This window comes from Brenneria uluponensis (assembly GCF_032395385.1).
GTDB lineage: Bacteria > Pseudomonadota > Gammaproteobacteria > Enterobacterales > Enterobacteriaceae > Prodigiosinella > Prodigiosinella aquatilis.
Window position 1 is genome coordinate 3,479,071 of record NZ_CP135917.1, and the last position, 20,529, is coordinate 3,499,599.

The 20,529-nt window shown below is 47.5% G+C and carries 16 protein-coding genes and 6 tRNA genes; 19 read left to right on the plus strand and 3 right to left on the minus strand.

The features are described from left to right. Positions 1-32 precede the first annotated feature (32 nt). Positions 33-1,691 (minus strand): glutamine--tRNA ligase, encoded by a 1,659-nt coding sequence (gene glnS / locus RS889_RS16235; protein ID WP_021015111.1) that lies wholly within the window; start codon positions 1,689-1,691, stop codon positions 33-35. Between the two features lie 178 nt (positions 1,692-1,869). Then, positions 1,870-3,360: an N-acetylglucosamine-specific PTS transporter subunit IIBC gene (gene nagE / locus RS889_RS16240; RefSeq protein ID WP_315708022.1), complete on the minus strand. Its 1,491-nt coding sequence runs from the start codon at positions 3,358-3,360 to the stop codon at positions 1,870-1,872. Between the two features lie 432 nt (positions 3,361-3,792). Here nagE and nagB point away from each other — a divergent pair, with 432 nt between their 5' ends. The 10 genes from nagB (at position 3,793) to RS889_RS16290 (ending at position 9,772) form a co-directional block, all read left to right on the plus strand. Beyond that, the gene (gene nagB / locus RS889_RS16245; RefSeq protein ID WP_021015109.1) at positions 3,793-4,593 is read left to right on the plus strand and encodes a glucosamine-6-phosphate deaminase; all 801 of its coding nucleotides are present in this window, start codon (positions 3,793-3,795) and stop codon (positions 4,591-4,593) included. A gap of 21 nt (positions 4,594-4,614) precedes the next feature. After that, a complete protein-coding gene (gene nagA, locus RS889_RS16250; protein ID WP_315708023.1) occupies positions 4,615-5,769 on the plus strand; it encodes an N-acetylglucosamine-6-phosphate deacetylase in 1,155 nt (384 codons plus the stop codon). A 7-nt stretch (positions 5,770-5,776) separates the two neighbouring features. Then, a complete protein-coding gene (gene nagC, locus RS889_RS16255; RefSeq protein ID WP_021015107.1) occupies positions 5,777-7,000 on the plus strand; it encodes a DNA-binding transcriptional regulator NagC in 1,224 nt (407 codons plus the stop codon). Between the two features lie 300 nt (positions 7,001-7,300). Then, positions 7,301-8,962, plus strand: coding sequence for an asparagine synthase B (gene asnB / locus RS889_RS16260; RefSeq protein WP_021015106.1), 1,662 nt, complete (start codon positions 7,301-7,303; stop codon positions 8,960-8,962). A gap of 220 nt (positions 8,963-9,182) precedes the next feature. After that, positions 9,183-9,259: transfer RNA gene (locus tag RS889_RS16265), tRNA-Met, on the plus strand. A 7-nt stretch (positions 9,260-9,266) separates the two neighbouring features. Beyond that, positions 9,267-9,351: transfer RNA gene (locus RS889_RS16270), tRNA-Leu, on the plus strand. Between the two features lie 29 nt (positions 9,352-9,380). Then, positions 9,381-9,455, plus strand: a tRNA-Gln gene (locus tag RS889_RS16275). A gap of 37 nt (positions 9,456-9,492) precedes the next feature. Next, positions 9,493-9,566 (plus strand) — tRNA-Gln (locus tag RS889_RS16280). Positions 9,567-9,615: 49 nt separating this feature from the next. Beyond that, positions 9,616-9,692, plus strand: a tRNA-Met gene (locus tag RS889_RS16285). Between the two features lie 6 nt (positions 9,693-9,698). Then, a tRNA-Gln gene (locus RS889_RS16290) sits at positions 9,699-9,772 on the plus strand. A gap of 67 nt (positions 9,773-9,839) precedes the next feature. Here RS889_RS16290 and ubiF read toward each other — a convergent pair. After that, the gene (gene ubiF, locus RS889_RS16295) at positions 9,840-11,006 is read right to left on the minus strand and encodes a 3-demethoxyubiquinol 3-hydroxylase (protein WP_315708024.1); all 1,167 of its coding nucleotides are present in this window, start codon (positions 11,004-11,006) and stop codon (positions 9,840-9,842) included. Positions 11,007-11,212: 206 nt separating this feature from the next. Here ubiF and miaB point away from each other — a divergent pair, with 206 nt between their 5' ends. From miaB to RS889_RS16340, 9 genes are all read left to right on the plus strand, one after another. Then, positions 11,213-12,637 carry a tRNA (N6-isopentenyl adenosine(37)-C2)-methylthiotransferase MiaB gene (gene miaB, locus RS889_RS16300; RefSeq protein ID WP_021015104.1) on the plus strand — a complete coding sequence of 475 codons (1,425 nt, stop codon included), beginning with the start codon at positions 11,213-11,215 and terminating at the stop codon, positions 12,635-12,637. Positions 12,638-12,865: 228 nt separating this feature from the next. Next, positions 12,866-13,921 carry a PhoH family protein gene (locus RS889_RS16305; RefSeq protein ID WP_021015103.1) on the plus strand — a complete coding sequence of 352 codons (1,056 nt, stop codon included), beginning with the start codon at positions 12,866-12,868 and terminating at the stop codon, positions 13,919-13,921. Further along, a complete protein-coding gene (gene ybeY / locus RS889_RS16310; protein WP_315708025.1) occupies positions 13,918-14,397 on the plus strand; it encodes an rRNA maturation RNase YbeY in 480 nt (159 codons plus the stop codon). Before RS889_RS16305 ends, ybeY begins: the two co-directional genes overlap by 4 nt. A 107-nt stretch (positions 14,398-14,504) precedes the next feature. Then, positions 14,505-15,383 (plus strand): CNNM family magnesium/cobalt transport protein CorC, encoded by an 879-nt coding sequence (corC, locus tag RS889_RS16315; RefSeq protein WP_021015101.1) that lies wholly within the window; start codon positions 14,505-14,507, stop codon positions 15,381-15,383. A 7-nt stretch (positions 15,384-15,390) separates the two neighbouring features. After that, entirely contained in the window at positions 15,391-16,920 is a 1,530-nt protein-coding gene (gene lnt / locus RS889_RS16320; RefSeq protein ID WP_315708026.1) for an apolipoprotein N-acyltransferase, read from the plus strand. A 359-nt stretch (positions 16,921-17,279) separates the two neighbouring features. Next, the gene (locus RS889_RS16325) at positions 17,280-18,173 is read left to right on the plus strand and encodes an amino acid ABC transporter substrate-binding protein (protein WP_315708027.1); all 894 of its coding nucleotides are present in this window, start codon (positions 17,280-17,282) and stop codon (positions 18,171-18,173) included. A gap of 159 nt (positions 18,174-18,332) precedes the next feature. Beyond that, positions 18,333-19,073: an amino acid ABC transporter permease gene (locus RS889_RS16330; RefSeq protein ID WP_315708028.1), complete on the plus strand. Its 741-nt coding sequence runs from the start codon at positions 18,333-18,335 to the stop codon at positions 19,071-19,073. Between the two features lie 2 nt (positions 19,074-19,075). Beyond that, positions 19,076-19,750 (plus strand): glutamate/aspartate ABC transporter permease GltK, encoded by a 675-nt coding sequence (gltK, locus tag RS889_RS16335; RefSeq protein WP_021015097.1) that lies wholly within the window; start codon positions 19,076-19,078, stop codon positions 19,748-19,750. Then, entirely contained in the window at positions 19,750-20,475 is a 726-nt protein-coding gene (locus RS889_RS16340) for an amino acid ABC transporter ATP-binding protein (protein ID WP_021015096.1), read from the plus strand. The genes gltK and RS889_RS16340 overlap by 1 nt, the downstream gene beginning before the upstream one ends. The last annotated feature ends 54 nt before the right edge of the window (positions 20,476-20,529 follow it).

Genomic DNA, 20,529 nt, shown 5'->3' on the forward strand with positions numbered 1-20,529 from the left:
TTATTTTTTTGTACCCAGCCCTGCTTTCCCGCTTAACCAACCCAGGTATCTCGCAATCCCACCGTACGGTTAAATACCAGATTTTCTGTACTGGAATAGACGCGGTCTGCGCAAAAATACCCTTCACGTTCAAACTGATAGGCTTTTTCCGCTTTAGCATTGGCCAGACTGGCCTCAACAAAACCATGCTCAATGATCAACGAATTAGGATTAATAGTAGAGAGGACATCTTCTGCAGCCCCGGGATTCGGGACACTAAACAAGCGATCATACAGACGAAACTCTGCAGGAATAGCATGTGCTGCAGAAACCCAGTGGATCACCCCTTTTACCTTACGTCCATCCGATGGATCTTTACTCAACGTTTCAGGATCGTAACGACAATAAATAGTGGTGATCACACCTTGTTCATCTTTCTCGATATGCTCGGCCCTAATCACATAGGCATTGCGCAGGCGAACTTCTTTACCCAATACCAGGCGTTTATACTGCTTGTTCGCTTCTTCGCGGAAGTCGGCACGATCGATATAAACTTCACGGCTAAAAGCCACCTGACGCGAGCCCATCTCCGGTTTATTAGGATGATGTGGCATGGTTACCCATTCTTCGTGATCCATAGGCAGATTTTCGATCACTACTTTTACCGGGTTCAGCACCGCCATTGCGCGTGGCGCATTGTCATTCAGATCGTCACGGATACAAGATTCCAACGCTGCCATTTCAACATTGTTATCCTGTTTGGTTACACCAATACGACGGCAAAATTCACGGATAGACGAAGCAGTATAGCCACGACGGCGCAGTCCGGAAATCGTCGGCATACGCGGATCATCCCAACCTTCCACTACCTGTTCAGTAACCAATTGATTCAATTTACGCTTGGACATTACAGCGTATTCAAGATTCAAGCGCGAGAATTCGTACTGGCGTGGGTGACACGGGATAGTGATATTATCAAGCACCCAGTCATACAAACGACGATTGTCCTGAAACTCCAGTGTACATAACGAATGTGTTACGCCTTCCACTGCATCGGAGATACAGTGGGTGAAGTCATACATCGGATAGATGCACCACTTATTGCCGGTTTGATGATGCTCAGCAAATTTAATACGGTACAACACGGGATCACGCATCACGATAAATGGTGATGCCATGTCAATTTTTGCACGCAGACATGCCATACCTTCGGCAAAACCACCGTTGCGCATTTTTTCAAACAACGTCAGGTTTTCCTGCACAGAGCGGTCACGATGAGGACTGTTTCTTCCTGGTGAAGTCAACGTACCACGGTATTCACGGATTTGTTCAGGCGTGAGCTCATCCACATACGCCAATCCTTTACTAATCAACTCGACGGCATAAAGATGCAATTGGTCAAAGTAATCTGAAGAGTAATGTATGTCACCACTCCAGGAAAAACCCAGCCACTTGACATCATGCTTGATAGATTCAACGTACTCGATATCTTCTTTTACCGGATTGGTATCGTCAAAACGCAAATTACATTGGCCGTTGTAATCATCCGCAATACCAAAATTCAGGCAGATCGATTTAGCGTGACCAATATGCAAATAACCATTCGGCTCAGGGGGAAAACGCGTCTGAATATGATCATGCTTACCGGAAGCCAGATCTTCATCGATAATCTGGCGGATAAAGTTAGTTGGGCGGGCTTCAGCCTCACTCATGCTTGATTCCTCAAATACGAAAAACGACATATAACCACTAATGATCCAACAAGCCTCGTCGGGAAACAACCGTTTGTTTCACCTAATTGCACGAAAATAGGGAGAATAGAAAGCGGGATGAGCTTTTCTTCTCATCCCGCCGATAGCCACAACATCTTAATGTATCAATACTGCTGTACTATTCTTCACTTACTTCACGCATAGCAGCAGCGATGCTTTCCGCCTGAGTTCCCACCACAATCTGAATACTCTGCTTATTCAGACGAATAACCCCGGCAGCCCCCAGCTGTTTGGCCTGTGCATCATTAACAATAGCCGAATCTTTCACATTCAGACGTAAACGAGTAATACAGGCATCAATGCCAGTCAGATTTTCCTTTCCACCAACCGCCTGCAAGTAGCCACTGGCCAACACCCGACTGTCTGATGAGTTTGTCACCACTGCATGACTAACCTCTCCGCCGCCAGTTGCAGCAACATCAGCAGGAAGCTCTCGTCCAGGCGTCATCAGATTAAAGCGGGTAATGGTGAAGCGGAATACGACATAATAGATGATAAAGAACACGAATCCCTGCGGAATCAACATATACCAGTGTGTCGCCAACGGATTACGGGACGAAAGCACCATATCCACCAGACCCGCACTAAATCCAAATCCGGCAATCCAGTGCATACTGGCGGCAATAAAGACTGAAATCCCGGTCAATACCGCATGCAATACGTACAGCACCGGAGCTACAAACATAAAGGAAAACTCAAGCGGTTCGGTAATCCCCGTAAAAAATGATGCAAAAGCCGCCGCCAGCATGATGCCGGCCACCCGGCTACGATTTTCAGGACGCGCACAGTGGTAAATCGCCAACGCAGCGCCCGGCAAACCAAACATCATGATCGGGAAGAAACCAGCCTGATAACGTCCGGTAATCCCTGGGATGGCTTTCCCGGCATCAATTGCCTGCTGGCCACTCAAAAAATTGGGGATGTCATTAATACCCGCCACATCGAACCAAAACACCGAGTTAAGCGCATGATGTAATCCGACGGGTATCAGCAGACGGTTAAAGAATGCATAAATGCCTGCACCAACCGATCCCAACTGCTGGATATGTTCACCAAACGTAACCAACGCGTTGTAAATCACTGGCCAGACAAGCATCAGCGCGAACGCCACCACAATCATCAGCAACGAGGTCAAAATAGGCACCAATCGACGGCCACTGAAGAAAGACAGCGCTTTTGGCAATTCAACACCACTGAATCGATTGTATAATTCAGCGGAGATCACCCCGACCAGAATACCAATGAACTGATTCTCAATTTTTCCGAACGCAGCGGGTATCTGCGCCAGTGGAATCTTTTGGATCATGGCAACCGCCGCAGGTGAACACAACGTGGTCACCACCAGGTAGCCCACAAATCCAGACAATGCAGCTGCACCATCTTTATCTTTAGACATGCCATAGGCCACACCTACTGCGAACAACACTGCCATATGTTCAATAATGGCAGATCCAGACTTGATAAAAAGAGCAGCCAAAGCACTTTGGCTACCCCAACCAACCGGATCAATCCAATAACCCACGCCCATCAGAATGGCGGCGGCAGGTAGTGTTGCGACAGGCACCATCAGCGCCCGACCTATTCTTTGTAAATAGCTTAATATACTCACCTTCCCCTCTCTTCCCTTGTGGGCAAATAACACAACCAATCAGATTTATCTGCCATAAAACGCCATTCAATACACAACACAGTCAAGTAACCGGGTTACCCTGGGTATTCACAAAATCGAGTATTCCTCGTTTCGTGTTGTCTCTGACAATCAACCCGCTTAAGCAAGCAACAGAAAGTTTCAGGCTAGCCTGACCATGGAGTGTAAAAAAAATAATTCGCCTCGAAAATTAAACTCAATCATTATGTGATATAAATCACCAAAAAAGCACATACAAAAAGTTTATGGCACTATATTTTCGCCACTTATTTAAAGACAAAAAAAAACAAGTTACACTACAGACATACTATGGAGATGAGGAAACGCACCCATTGTGTTTTTCCCCTCATACTTAAATTCGATTACCTCACCAATCCGCCAGGAGAACCCTTTATGAGATTGATTCCTTTAGCCACCGCGGCACATGTAGGTAAATGGGCTGCACGATATATTGTACAGCGCATCAATGACGCCAACCCTACGGCAGATAAACCGTTTGTGCTTGGCCTTCCTACAGGCAGTTCTCCGTTGGAAGCATATAAGTCGCTGATAGAACTGTTTAACGCGGGTGAAGTCAGCTTTAAACATGTGGTGACCTTCAACATGGATGAATATGTAGGATTACCGCCTGATCATCCGGAAAGTTATCGCACGTTTATGTATCAAAATTTTTTCAATCACATTGATATTCCGCAGGAAAATATTAACCTGTTGAACGGCAATGCTGAAGATATTGCTGTTGAATGTCAGCGTTACGAAGAGAAAATCAAGTCTTACGGTAAGATCCAGCTGTTCATGGGAGGCGTAGGGAATGATGGACATATCGCGTTTAATGAACCGGCATCGTCCCTGGTTTCCCGGACACGCATCAAAACACTGACTGAAGAGACCCGTATCGCCAATTCACGCTTTTTTGGTGGTGACGTCAATCAAGTCCCCAAATATGCATTAACTGTTGGCGTGGGTACATTACTGGATGCCGAAGAAGTCATGATTCTGGTTAGCGGACGCAACAAGGCTCAGGCACTCCAGGCTGCAGTAGAAGGCAACGTGAACCATATGTGGACCATCAGTTGCCTACAGCTTCATGCCAAAGCGCTTATGGTATGTGACGAACCTTCCACCATGGAACTGAAGGTGAAAACCGTTAAATATTTCCGCGAATTGGAAGCTGAAAGTATCAAAAACCTTTAATCGGTAAGCCGGGAGCTCATAATGTACGCTTTAATTAATGGTCGTATTTTTACTGGACATCAGGTGCTCGACGATCATGCTGTCGTTATCGCCAACGGCCTGATAGACAATGTTTGTCCCGTCAATGAACTGCCTTCCGGGCTGGAAACACGTGATATTTCGGGTGCCTTGATCGCCCCTGGATTTATTGATCTTCAACTTAACGGTTGCGGTGGTGTTCAGTTTAACGACTCTTTGCAAACCATCTCTGTGAAAACGCTGGAAATCATGCAACGGACCAATGTGAAGCACGGTTGCACCAGCTTTCTACCCACGCTCATTACTGCTTCCGATGCGTTAATAAAGCACAGTGTTGAAGTCATGCGTGCCTGGCTGGCACAAAATCATCATCAAGCACTGGGTTTGCATATTGAGGGCCCGTGGCTGAACCCGGTAAAAAGAGGGACTCATGATGCAACACTCATCCGTCAGCCAGATCCAGAACTGGTGAATTTCCTCTGTGAGAATGCCGATGTCATCAGCAAAATCACCCTGGCGCCAGAGATGGTTGCCTCGACAGTTATTCAGCAATTGACCCGCGCTGGTATTGTCGTTTCCGCAGGGCATTCAAACGCGACCTGGAACGAGGCCAAACGTGGTTTTGCCGCCGGTATTCGCTGTGTGACGCATCTGTTTAACGCCATGCCTTATCTGACCGGGCGTGAGCCAGGGCTAGTAGGTGCTGTCTACGATGCGCCTGAGATTTACTGTGGTGTCATCGCCGATGGCCATCACGTCAGTTGGGCTAATATCCGCAACAGCAAACGCATCAAAGGTGACAAGTTGGTGCTGGTTACGGATGCCACCGCACCCGCTGGCGCTGATATTGATCGGTTCATTTTTGCTGGTAAAACCATATACTACCGCGACGGCATCTGTGTGGATGAGAACGGCATCTTGAGCGGATCCGCGCTCACCATGATTGAAGCTGTGCAAAATTGCGTAGATCAGGCGGGTATCGCTCTGGATGAAGCACTCCGAATGGCAACACTATACCCTGCGCGTGCTATCGGTGAAGACGGCAGATTAGGCAGTATTGAATGTGGTAAAGTAGCCAATCTGACGGTATTCACCCGTGATTATCACATCATCAATACTTTTGTGAATGGTGAAGAAGTATTGACCACAGGCGAGTAACGTTTTAATGACCACAAGCGGACAGACACAGATAGGGAATATTGATCTGGTTAAGCAACTCAATAGCGCGGTGGTATACCGACTGATTGACCAGCAAGGCCCAATCTCACGGATACAAATCGCGGAACAGAGCCAGCTTGCCCCCGCTAGCGTTACCAAAATCACCCGCCAACTACTTGAACGCGGGTTCATAAAGGAAGTTGACCAACAAGCCTCCACTGGAGGGCGTCGCGCCATCTCCATTATTTGTGAAACCCGCCCTTTCCATACAGTGGCAGTAAGGCTTGGTCGCTACGATGCCACGATCGCACTTTACAACCTACAGGGACGAATGCTGGCAGAAGAACATTACAGCCTGCCAGAAAAAACCCAGGAAACGTTGGAAACTGCACTATTTAAAGCCATCGACCACTTCATTGACACCCATCAGCGCCGCATCCGTGAACTGATTGCTATTTCAGTCGTACTACCTGGGCTGGTCGATCCGTTCGCGGGAATGGTGCGTTATATGCCACATATTAGTATTGATAATTGGCCATTGGTCCAACACCTGCAACAACACTTCAAGACTCACAGTTTTGTCGGTCACGATATCCGTAGCCTGGCACTGGCTGAACACTACTTTGGTGCCACCCAGGATTGTCAGGATTCGATACTGATACGCGTACATCGTGGCACCGGAGCCGGTATTCTGGTCAATGGGCAGATTTTTCTCGGTAGCAACGGTAATGTCGGAGAAATCGGTCATATCCAAATCGATCCATTGGGCGAGCGTTGCCACTGCGGAAATTTTGGTTGTCTGGAAACTGTCGTCTCCAATGCGGCCATTGAGAAACGGATACGAAATTTGCTTGAACAAGGCTATCCGAGCAAGCTAACACCAGAAGAATGTCAGATTTCTGCTATCTGCAAAGCGGCCAACCGTGGCGATGCACTCGCACGTGAAGTGATTGAACATGCGGGGCAAAATCTGGGAAAAGCAATATCGATTGCGGTTAACCTGTTCAATCCGCAACGGGTCGTGATTGCCGGTGAAATCGCCGAAGCTGAAAAAATTCTGCTGCCGGCGATTCAACGCTGCGTTAATACCCAGGTACTAAAAGACTTCCGTAATAATTTGCCGATTGTCATTTCCGAACTACAGCATCTTTCTGCTATCGGTGCATTTGCCTTGGTCAAACGCGCCATGCTTAACGGTGTCTTGCTCCAACGTTTGCTTGAAAATCATTAAGTTTGGTTTTCCACCATAAGACCCGATTATGGAATCTCCAAAATTCAGGCATTTCTCTCTATCTGTTTTGAACAATACGCATCAAATTCCCATTAAAAATGAATATTCGATAGCACAAAGGCTTTTTTTATTAAACGATATTGAATTGTTATAGCATTTTGATGCTAAATCATTGGTACTGACACGGCAGGTGGTCATCATGGTGCAGTTGTAATGCGACAACATACCCCCTCTGATTGCTGCCGATTAATCTGAATATTGTTCACTTCAAACCAAGAGTGAATCAAGGGAGTCTCTTCTATGTGTTCCATTTTCGGTGTGCTCGATCTGAAAACCGATCCGGTTGAACTACGCAAGAAAGCGCTGGAGCTATCTCGTTTAATGCGTCATCGTGGCCCGGACTGGTCCGGTGTTTACGCCAGTGATAAGGCGATTTTGGTCCACGAACGTCTGTCTATCGTTGACGTAAATACGGGCGCTCAGCCGCTGTATAACCTTGATCACACCCATGTTCTGGCTGTTAACGGTGAAATATACAACCATCAGGCCCTACGTCAGCAGTACGGCGACCGCTACCAATTTCAAACCGGTTCCGACTGCGAAGTGATTCTGGCGCTGTATCAGGAAAAAGGCCCAAATTTTCTGGATGACCTGCGTGGTATGTTCGCTTTTGTACTCTATGACAGCGAAAAAGACGCCTATCTAATTGGCCGTGACCATTTGGGCATTATTCCGCTCTATATGGGTTACGATGAACACGGCAACTTCTATGTCGCTTCCGAAATGAAAGCACTGGTACCCGTCTGCCGCACTATCAAAGAATTCCCGGCAGGTAGCTATTTATGGAGCCAGGATGGTGAGATTCGTGAGTATTATCATCGCGACTGGTTCGATTATGACAATGTCAAAGACAACGAAACCGATGCCAACGCGCTGCGTGAAGCACTGGAAGAGTCCGTCAAAAGCCACCTGATGTCTGACGTACCTTATGGTGTACTGCTGTCTGGCGGTCTTGACTCTTCCGTTATTTCCGCCATTACCAAAAAATTCGCCGCCCGTCGTGTAGAAGATGACGAGCAAAGCGAAGCCTGGTGGCCACAGCTTCACTCTTTCGCTGTCGGTCTGGAAGGCGCACCGGATCTGAAAGCCGCTCAGGAAGTAGCTGAACATTTGGGTACCGTTCACCATGAAATTCATTTCACAGTACAAGAAGGTCTGGATGCTATCCGCGATGTGATTTATCACATTGAAACCTATGACGTCACCACCATCCGTGCCTCTACACCGATGTATTTGATGTCTCGTAAGATCAAAGCGATGGGCATCAAAATGGTACTGTCCGGTGAAGGTTCCGATGAAGTATTTGGCGGATACCTCTATTTCCATAAAGCGCCCAATGCTAAAGAGTTTCATGAAGAGACCGTGCGTAAGCTATTGGCATTACACCAATACGACTGTGCCCGTGCCAACAAGGCGATGTCTGCCTGGGGTGTGGAAGCTCGTGTCCCATTCCTGGATAAAAAATTCCTGGATGTGGCCATGCGCATCAACCCTCGTGACAAAATGTGTGGCAATGGCAAAATGGAAAAACACATTTTGCGTGAGTGTTTTGAATCCTATCTGCCACACAGCGTAGCCTGGCGCCAAAAAGAGCAGTTCTCTGACGGTGTCGGTTACAGCTGGATTGATTCACTGAAAGAAATCGCTGCCAAACAGATTTCCGATCAGCAGTTGGAAACCGCACATTTCCGTTTCCCGTACAACACGCCGACCTCAAAAGAGGGGTACTTGTACCGTGAAATATTCGAAGAACTGTTCCCGGTACCCAGTGCGGCTGAATGTGTACCAGGTGGTCCTTCTGTGGCCTGTTCTTCCGCTAAGGCGATTGAATGGGACGAATCCTTCAAAAAGATGGATGATCCGTCGGGTCGGTCAGTCGGTGTTCACCAATCCGCTTATTAGTAATCTGTTTTTTTCTCAGCATAAACGGGCCTTTTACGGCCCGTTTCTCTTTGTTAATTGTGTTAAAAAACAGGCCTCCTGACGGTTTTCTCACCAGACTGTTCATAACCCAAACAAACGACGCCTCTTATCTGCTTTTCGGGAAAAAATGTGTTGACGACAAAAGACCAACTACGCATAATGCGCCCCGCAACGCCGATGAAGGTGACGCGGAAAGGATGGCTACGTAGCTCAGCTGGTTAGAGCACAGCACTCATAATGCTGGGGTCACAGGTTCGATTCCCGTCGTAGCCACCATCTTTTTGCGGGAGTGGCGAAATTGGTAGACGCACCAGATTTAGGTTCTGGCGCCGCAAGGTGTGCGAGTTCAAGTCTCGCCTCCCGCACCATTTACCTTCACGGTACTGACAAGATTTCTTGGGGTATAGCCAAGCGGTAAGGCAGCGGGTTTTGATCCCGCCACGCCCAGGTTCGAATCCTGGTACCCCAGCCATATTAAAGTAAGACGTTCTGCAAAGTACGTACCCAGTTGGGGTATCGCCAAGCGGTAAGGCAGCGGATTCTGATTCCGCCATCCGAGGTTCGAATCCTCGTACCCCAGCCAAGCATTTTGTCCGAAGTTATCAAACTCCGGAGATAACAAACAGTAATTTGGCTACGTAGCTCAGCTGGTTAGAGCACAGCACTCATAATGCTGGGGTCACAGGTTCGATTCCCGTCGTAGCCACCACATTATTGGGGTATCGCCAAGCGGTAAGGCAGCGGATTCTGATTCCGCCATCCGAGGTTCGAATCCTCGTACCCCAGCCATATAAAAAGCCCGCTTTAGCGGGCTTTTTGTTGTTTATTTTTTATAAAACTGCTCGGCAGCACAACATTACAAACCAAGCGCGTACTTTAATGCTGCTTGCTTCAGTTTACCAGCACGCTGCGCTGCCATCAGGGCAACATTACGAGCCAGTTCCAACGGCGGAAGCTGATTGCTGAAAACACCATAAAACAGATCCATACCGCTTTGCATCAGCATATTATCGATTTTGCGCCGATGCTGATAACGGCGTAGAACCGTTTCCGAATACCATGTTTCTCCGCTATCCCGCGCATGAATAACTACATCCAATAGTGCCTCAACATCACGGTAACCTAAATTCACGCCCTGCCCTGCCAATGGATTTATGGTATGTGCCGCATCTCCCAGCAAAGCCAACCCCGATAGCACATAACGCTGGGCATGGCGACGCACCAATGGGAAGGCACCGGCAGCAATAGCATTAACGTTGCCAAGACGAACGGGAAAGGCTGCCGAAATCTCTTTATTCAGTTGTGATAAGGGCATAGCTTGCAACTGTCGGATACGAGAAGGCGTGTCATACCAAACCAATGTCCCCCAGTGGTCAAACAGAGGCAAAAAAGCACGCGGCCCTGCTGGAGTAAACTGCTGCCAGGTAACATCCTGTTGTGAACCAGACATTTCAACACTGATCAACATACAGGATTGACGGTATTGCCAGCCACTGACACCAATGCTGGCCCATTGTCTGACCTGAGAATTGGCACCATCGGCACCAATAACCAATGCGGTGCTGAGTGTTTGTCCATCCTCCAGTATCAGTAACCAATCCTCACCTGTCTGAGTCATTGATTTCAGTTGTATCGGACAGAAAAGATGCATGTTGGAACTACGCTGCAAACATTCCCACAGTGCCAGTTGCAATATCCGGTTCTCCACCATGAAACCGAGCTCCGGCAAACCAAGTTCTGCAGCATCGAATACCACGCGGGCGTTATCCCATTCCCAGGTTTCCAATCGGCGATAGGGAGCACACCGCCTTTTTTCGACCCCATCCCAGGCGCCCAACTGTTTCAGCAGAGCCACCGAAGCATAGCTAATGGCAGATACGCGCAGATCCGGGGTACTACCAACATCAAATTCTGTCGGTACATCCTGCTCCAGCACCGCCACCTGGAAACCGCTTTGCGAAAGCCCCAGCGCTACCGCAGCGCCCACCATACCGCCACCGACAACGACCGCATCATAGTGCATACCAGCCTCATTACTCTTTTTCAGTGTCTGCCAACAAACAAAATAAATATCTGGTGACAGTTTACTGGATTTTGGGTCAATGTTTCAGAAAAGCGAGTGTTTTCACGCACTGGTCACAACGGCAGCAAAAGATTACAATACGCGCCCGCATGCAGGTAACGCGGGTTACCTGCACTGAGTAATGGCGTAATGGCAAGCTGATGACGATGACAAAAAAACTGCATATCAAAACCTGGGGCTGTCAGATGAATGAATACGATTCATCCAAGATAGCTGACTTACTGGCAAGTACGCACGGTTATACACTGACCGACGTCGCGGAAGAGGCTGATGTTCTGTTGCTGAATACCTGTTCAATCCGTGAAAAGGCGCAGGAGAAGGTCTTCCATCAGCTTGGACGCTGGAAAGCGCTGAAAGATACCAAACCAGACCTGATTATCGGCGTGGGTGGATGTGTCGCCTCGCAGGAAGGCGAACATATTCGCGAACGAGCGCATTATGTAGATGTGATTTTCGGGCCACAAACCCTGCACCGTCTGCCGGAAATGATTAACCATGTTCAGGGAACCCACAGTCCGATAGTTGATATCAGCTTCCCTGAAATCGAAAAATTTGATCGTCTGCCAGAACCACGGGCAGAGGGCCCGACAGCCTTTGTCTCCATTATGGAAGGCTGCAACAAATACTGTACGTTCTGCGTAGTACCCTATACCCGCGGTGAAGAAGTCAGCCGTCCCTGCGACGATATTCTGTTTGAAATTGCGCAACTGGCGGAACAAGGGGTGCGTGAAATTCATCTGTTGGGGCAAAATGTGAATGCCTATCGTGGTGCCACCTATGACGATGAAATCTGCACCTTTGCAGAATTACTGCGTTTGGTCGCTGCTATTGACGGTGTTGACCGCATCCGTTTTACGACTAGCCATCCCATTGAATTCACCGATGATATTATCAGCGTGTACGAAGACACACCCGAGCTAGTGAGCTTTCTGCATCTGCCGGTGCAAAGCGGTTCTGATCGGGTACTCACCATGATGAAACGCCGTCACACCGCGTTGGAATATAAGTCGATCATCCGTAAATTACGCAAAGCCCGCCCGGATATTCAGATCAGCTCCGACTTTATCGTTGGTTTTCCAGGCGAAAACCAGGAAGACTTCGAGCAAACCATGAAGCTGATTGCTGACGTCGACTTCGATATGAGTTTCAGTTTTATCTACTCGCCACGTCCAGGTACACCAGCCGCTGATATGGCAGATAATGTGTCAGAAGAAGAAAAAAAACAGCGCCTGTACATCCTCCAGGAACGGATCAGCCAACAAGCCATGCAATACAGTCGACGCATGCAAGGCACCGTGCAACGTATTCTGGTTGAAGGCACCTCACGGAAAAACGTGATGGAGTTATCGGGTCGTACCGAAAATAACCGTGTGGTTAACTTTGAAGGCTCGCCGGATATGATCGGTAAATTTGTGGATGTAGAGATTGTTGACGTCTATCCAAACTCGCTACGTGGTGTCGTCATACTGACGGAAGATCAGATGGATCTGCGTGTTATCGAGTCTCCGGCCGACGTAATAGCACGTACCCGCAAAGAGAATGAGAACGGCGTAGGCATTTACCAACCTTGATTCCTGTCTGGAACGGGTAGTTCAAGTTCAACTGCCCGTATCCATAAATTATTCCTGTTATATTGCTTTTGCGGCACTGTACCCCAATATAACAATTGTTACTTGCACCCGGCTGCATTAGCGATAAATAATCAATGTTCGCATATGTATCAACCCCGGACACAGGTTAACGAATCGCTGATACCAAGGGTATCATTCGTTTTCCGGCTAAATACCAAGAGGAATAATTTGAACGTAACGATAAAAGAAATTGCCCTCGAACCCGCTGACAATAAACGCTTACTCAGTCTGTGTGGCCCGTTTGACGACAACATCAAGCAATTAGAACGTCGTTTAGGCATCGAAATCAACCGTCGCGATAACAAATTCAAGTTGGTAGGTAAAGAACTCTGCATTCAGGCGGCGGCTGATATCCTGTTGCACCTGTATGTTGATACTGCCCCGGTACGTGGTGAAATAAAAGACCTTGACCCAGAACATATTCATCTGGCAATTAAAGAGTCCCAGGTACTGGAACAAAGCGCTGAAAGCGTCCCTGAGTATGGTAAAGCCGTTCACATCCGCACCAAACGCGGTGTCATTAAACCCCGGACGCCTAATCAGGCCCAGTACATCGCTAATGTACTCGATCATGACATCACTTTTGGTGTTGGTCCTGCCGGTACAGGGAAAACCTATCTGGCGGTCGCTGCCGCCGTGGATGCGCTGGAACGTCAGGATATCCGCCGCATTTTGCTGACCCGGCCAGCAGTAGAAGCCGGTGAAAAGCTGGGTTTCCTGCCCGGTGATCTGAGTCAGAAAGTCGATCCTTACTTGCGTCCTTTATATGACGCCCTGTTTGAAATGTTGGGCTTTGAGCGCGTCGAGAAATTAATAGAACGTAATGTGATTGAAGTCGCTCCTCTCGCTTATATGCGTGGTCGCACCCTAAATGATGCTTTCATCATTCTGGATGAAGGCCAGAATACCAGCATTGAACAGATGAAAATGTTCCTGACGCGTATCGGGTTTAACTCCAAGGCGGTGATCACTGGTGATGTTACCCAGATAGACCTGCCGCGTAACCAAAAATCGGGTCTACGCCATGCCATTGAAGTACTGGCGGATGTTGAAGAAATCAGCTTCAACTTTTTCCATAGCGAAGATGTAGTGCGTCACCCGGTAGTTGCCCGTATTGTTAATGCTTACGAGGCATGGGAAGCAGCCGATCAAAAACGCAGAGATGCACTGGCAGAACAACGGAAGCATGAGGCACAGATCTCATCCGTGCAGGAGCTCAAATGAGTCAGGTGATTCTTGATTTGCAAATCGCCAGTGAAAAAACGGAAGGCTTACCCACTGAAACTGATTTTCAACGCTGGCTGGAAGGTGTACTGCCGCAATTTCAGGAAATTGCAGAAGTCACTATCCGCATCGTGGATGAAGAAGAAAGTCGCCAGTTGAATTACACCTATCGTGGCAAGGATAAACCTACCAATGTGCTCTCTTTTCCTTTTGAAGCACCGCCAGAAGTTGAACTGCCACTTCTGGGTGATTTGATTATCTGTCGCCAGGTGGTGGAACGAGAAGCAGCAGAGCAGGACAAAACGCTATCAGCACATTGGGCGCATATGGTTGTTCATGGCAGTTTGCATCTGTTAGGGTATGACCATATCGAAGACAGTGAAGCTGAAGAAATGGAAGCGCTAGAAACCGAGATTATGCAAATGATGGGATACACTGATCCCTATCTTGCAGAAAAAGAAGATTTTACCGAATAGCATCAAATTCTGTATCCTAACATCTGTAGTGAGCACCAGCGGTCGCAAAAATTCAGAAAGTCCGCTGGTCATAATTTCTTAACAAGAGTGATATTTACTAATACTCCATGAGCGATGACCATTCTACAAACAACGATAGCCCCAGTCCCAAAAAGGGATTTTTTTCCCTTATTCTTAATCAGCTCTTCCATGGTGAACCCAAAGATCGTAACGATCTGCTCACACTGATCCGTGATTCTGAGCAAAATGACCTGATCGATCCTGATACCCGCGATATGCTTGAGGGTGTCATGGATATCGCTGAACAACGTGTGCGTGACATTATGATCCCACGTTCACAGATGATTACCCTGAAACATAATCAAACACTGGAAGAGTGTTTAGACGTAATTATCGAATCCGCTCATTCACGTTTTCCTGTCATCAGTGAAGACAAAGATCATATTGAAGGGATTTTGATGGCCAAGGATTTGTTGCCGTTTATGCGCAACGATTCCGAACCATTCAGCATGGACAAAGTGCTGCGACCTGCTGTTGTTGTGCCAGAAAGCAAGCGGGTAGATCGCATGCTCAACGAATTTCGCTCCCTTCGCTACCATATGGCAATCGTAATCGATGAATTTGGTGGTGTATCCGGGCTGGTCACGATTGAGGATATCCTTGAGTTGATCGTTGGTGAAATTGAAGACGAATATGATGATGATGAAGATCGGGATATTCGCCAACTCAACCGCCAGACTTATACTGTCCGGGCACTAACCCCCATTGAAGATTTCAACGATGTTTTCTCTACCCAATTCAGCGATGAAGAAGTAGATACCATTGGTGGCCTAGTGATGCAGGCCTTTGGTCATTTGCCCTCTCGGGGGAAAACCATTGACATAGACGGTTACCTGTTCAAAGTTGCCATGGCAGACAGCCGACGTATCATTCAGGTTCATGTCAGACTTCCTGACAACGTTCCACAACCACAACTGGAAGATTAAATCGGTCATGGCTGTAACCTCCTTATTACAACGCCAGCAGGTTCGTATACTGCTGGCGATTTTATTCGGTGCCTGCGGCACACTGGCATTTTCACCTTTTGACATCTGGCCAGCTGCGATTATTTCTCTTATGGGATTACAGGGACTCACGCTTAATCGTACTGTGCGTCAGTCATCCTTGATCGGCTTTTACTGGGGAGTAGGTTTATTTGGCAGTGGAATTCACTGGGTATATGTCAGTATTGCCGACTTCGGTGGCATGCCTGGGCCGGTGAACGTTGGCCTCGTTGTTTTGCTGGTGCTCTATCTGTCGCTGTACCCGATGCTGTTTTCAGGTGTATTGACTCGATTATGGCCGAAAACCACCTGGTGGCGGGTGGCTATAGCCGCGCCGGTTATCTGGCAACTAACTGAATACCTACGCGGCTGGGTACTGACGGGCTTCCCCTGGCTACAGTTTGGCTACAGCCAGATCGATGGTCCGTTAAAAGGTATTGCCCCCATTATGGGTGTGGATACCATTACGTTTATGCTGATGATGATCAGTGGTCTGTGGGTACAGGCACTGAGTCAACGTCGCTGGAAACCTGCGTTGATTGCCGTTGCTCTGTTTATTTTGGCCTGGCCATTACGCTCACTGCAATGGTTTCAACTCCAACCAGAACGAAGCGTCAACATGGCTTTGGTTCAAGGTGATATTCCACAAGAAATAAAGTGGAACCCTGATGAATTGCTGAACACACTGAAAATCTATCTGGATAATAGTTTGCCCTATATGGGCAAAGCCCCCATTATCGTCTGGCCAGAGTCAGCCATTCCCGACGTTGAAGTCCGCCAAAACAAGTATCTGACACTGCTTGACAATGTGCTACGTGAACGCCATAGCAGCCTGATTACCGGCATCGTCGATGCTCGCCGGGTAGGAAATAGTACCAAGTACTACAACAGCATTATCGTGCTCGGTGACGAGAAACCTTACCATTACCCTACCAGTAATCGTTACAACAAAAGTCACTTGGTTCCTTTTGGAGAGTTTGTTCCATTAGAAAAACTGCTACGTCCACTGGCGCCTTTTTTTGACTTGCCAATGTCATCTTTCAGCCGAGGAAACTACATACAGCCGCAATTAGTCGTTAATGGCTACAGACTCACCTCCACTATTTGTTATGAGGTGATTCTTGGTCAACAAGTGCGGGATAATTTCCATGAAAACACCGATATGTTACTGACTGTCTCCAACGATGCCTGGTTTGGTCACTCCATCGGACCCTGGCAGCATTTCCAGATGGCACGGATGCGGGCACTGGAACTTGGCCGGCCATTGGTACGAAGCACCAATAACGGAATTACTGCCGTTATCGATCCTTATGGTGAAATCAGTGCCTCCCTGCCGCAGTTTACACGAGCGGTTCTTGAAACCCGCGTGACACCCGCTACCGGTATGACCCCTTACGCTCGCTTCGGTTCATGGCCTTTGTGGATCCTGAACCTGTTATTCGGCTTCAGCGCACTCATTTACAGCCTGCGCAGGCGCTGAACTCCCGGCCTTCCATCCATTCTGGGCATGGCTGTCAGCATGCCCAGCGTCTTTTCCTGGCATATTAATTGCTTGTATTTACTCGAAATGGCTAATTTCATGTTTTTTGTAGATTTCTAAATTGGATTAGCACACATTCAGGGCATCTCACGCACTAAATGTGTGCATCAGAGCCTTTTTGCAGTGTTTTGGTGCGGCACGCCTCTCAAAAAACAAACATTTCCGTTTCAATATATTCACAATCCGCTATTTTTTAACAGTACAGTGTTTTTTTCGCTCTTTAGCGGTGCACGTTTTTTGTATCGCTTGAGATCAAATTATCATTTAATGGCTTAGCACCACAGCAAAGGAGTTAGAACATGCAACTGCGTAAACTGGCACTCTCACTACTTCTGATTGGTACCGCGAGTAGTCTGGCTCATGCAGATGACCTAACTGGCACCCTGAAGAAAGTGAAAGACAATGGTGTTATCGTTATTGGCCACCGTGAATCATCTGTGCCATTTTCTTACTATGATAACCAGCAGAAAGTTATCGGTTATTCTCAGGCGTACTCCAATAAAATTGTTGAGGCAGTCAAAAAGAAAATAGATGCACCCAATCTTCAAGTAAAACTTATTCCTATTACTTCTCAAAACCGTATTCCATTGTTGCAAAACGGGACGTTCGATTTGGAATGTGGTTCTACAACCAATAACCTGGAACGCCAGAAACAAGTTGATTTCTCCGATACTATTTTCATTATAGGTACGCGTCTGCTAACCAATCGAAATTCAGGTATTAAAGATTTTCCTGATTTAGCGGGTAAAGCCGTTGTGGTAACAGCCGGTACTACTTCTGAAATTCTGCTGAATAAGCTCAATGACGAGAAGCATATGAAAATGCGCATCATCAGTGCCAAAGACCATGGCGACTCTTTCCGTACACTGGAAAGCGGACGTGCCGTAGCTTTTATGATGGATGATGCCTTGTTGGCCGGTGAACGCGCCAAGTCAAAAAAACCTGACCAGTGGGTAATTGTTGGTACGCCACAGTCACAGGAAGCCTATGGCTGTATGCTGCGTAAAGATGATCCCCAGTTCAAGAAACTGGTCGATGACACTATTGCTCAAATTCAAACCTCTGGTGAAGCAGAAAAATGGTTTGATCGCTGGTTCAAACAGCCAATTCCACCTAAAGGTCTGAACATGAACTTCACGCTGTCAGATCAAATGAAAGCATTATTCAAGGCACCGAACGACAAAGCGTTGTAAACGAATTAATAATGAAAATAAGGGCAGTTTTTTCTGCTTTATGATTGCTGATTCGTGGCAAGACAGACAGGCATAGGGTGGTCGTTCCCCACCCTGTGTTCATCGCCACTCATCAATCTTCAGGGTAGCTTCGCTACCCTTTTTTTACCGGAGTTTGTTATGTCAATAGATTGGAACTGGGGTATTTTCCTGCAAGCCGCCCCGTTCGGGAATACGACTTATCTCGGGTGGATTATTTCTGGCCTTGAGGTCACGGTAGCCCTCTCCTTATGTGCCTGGGTCATCGCATTTATACTGGGTTCGCTCTTCGGTATTCTACGTACCGTACCTAATCGGTTTATTGCCAGTATCGGTACCTGTTATGTTGAACTTTTCCGTAATGTCCCACTAATTGTACAATTTTTCAGTTGGTACCTGGTTGTGCCGGAGTTGTTGCCTTCCAGTATTGGTACCTGGTTTAAAGCTGAGTTAGATCCCAACATCCAGTTTTTTGTATCTTCCATGCTTTGCCTCGGCATGTTTACTGCGGCTCGTGTTTGTGAACAGGTACGTGCGGGCATTCAGTCTTTGCCGAGTGGACAAAAAGCAGCAGGACTGGCGATTGGACTGACGCTCACACAAACCTACCGTTATGTATTACTGCCGAACGCCTATCGAATCATTGTGCCGCCGCTGACATCTGAAATGCTCAACCTGGTCAAAAACTCAGCCATCGCGTCTACTATCGGTCTGGCCGAATTAGCCTCGCAAGCCGGGAGATTGCTCGATTATTCTGCCCACGCCTATGAGTCTTTCACCGCTATTACACTAGCTTACATCGGCATCAACACCATTATCATGCTTATCATGCAAGTGGTTGAAAGAAAAACCCGTTTGCCGGGTAATATGGGGAGCAAATAAGTATGTATGATTTTGACTGGAGCTCAATCGTACCGGGTCTCCCCTACTTGTTACAAGGGCTGGGAATTACGTTCAGAATTACCATTACGGCCATAGTTTTCGGCATTATTTGGGGAACTGTCCTGGCAGTGATGCGTCTATCACCACTCAAACCCGTACGCTGGTTTGCCAAACTTTATGTAAACCTGTTTCGTTCAGTACCGTTAGTGATGGTGCTGTTATGGTTCTACCTGATCGTGCCTAATTTATTACAAAATGTATTTGACCTTTCACCGAAAACCGATATTCGGTTGGTATCCGCTATAGTGGCCTTCTCATTATTCGAGGCAGCCTATTATTCGGAAATTATCCGTGCGGGTATTCAGAGTATATCCCGCGGTCAATCCTCGGCAGCCTTGGCTCTGGGAATGACACATTGGCAATCCATGAAGCTGGTCATTCTGCCACAAGCGTTTCGCGCCATGGTTCCATTATTGCTGACACAAGGTATAGTCCTGTTCCAGGATACCTCGCTGGTATATGTACTCAGCCTGGCTGATTTCTTTCGCACCGCGTCCACTATCGGTGAGCGTGACGGAACTCAGGTTGAGATGATTTTGTTTGCCGGATTTGTTTATTTTATTATCAGCATTTCTGCATCGATGCTGGTCAATTACCTGAAGAAAAGGACGGTTTGATGATTTTCCTGAAAAATATTTCTAAATGGTATGGTCACTTTCAGGTTCTTACCGACTGTTCCACAGAAGTAAAAAAAGGTGAGGTAGTCGTCGTTTGCGGGCCGTCTGGCTCTGGAAAATCGACACTAATCAAAGCCGTTAATGGCCTGGAACCGATCCAACGAGGGCAGATTGAAGTTAACGGTATTATTGTTAATGACAAACGGACCAATCTGGCTCAGTTACGTTCCAAAGTGGGGATGGTATTTCAGCATTTTGAACTGTTTCCTCATCTTTCCATTATCGATAACCTCACACTGGCGCAGATTAAAGTGCTCAAACGCCAGAGTGAGCCAGCACGCGACAAGGCACTGAAATTACTGGATCGTGTTGGGTTATCCGCACATGCCAATAAATATCCAGGCCAGTTATCCGGTGGTCAGCAGCAGCGTGTGGCCATTGCCCGAGCCCTGTGCATGGACCCGATAGCCATGTTGTTTGATGAACCAACCTCAGCACTGGATCCTGAAATGATCAATGAAGTGCTGGATGTCATGGTTGAACTGGCGCAGGAAGGGATGACCATGATGGTCGTCACTCACGAAATGGGCTTTGCCCGTAAAGTGGCACACCGAGTCATTTTCATGGATGAGGGCAAAATCATTGAGGATACGCGTAAGGATGATTTCTTTAGTAATCCTCAATCCGAGCGAGCCAAAGATTTTCTGGCGAAAATACTGCATTAAGCCTTCCAGCGAGAGTGTCATTGACACCCTCGCTGTTTCTCCATGACCAGAAAC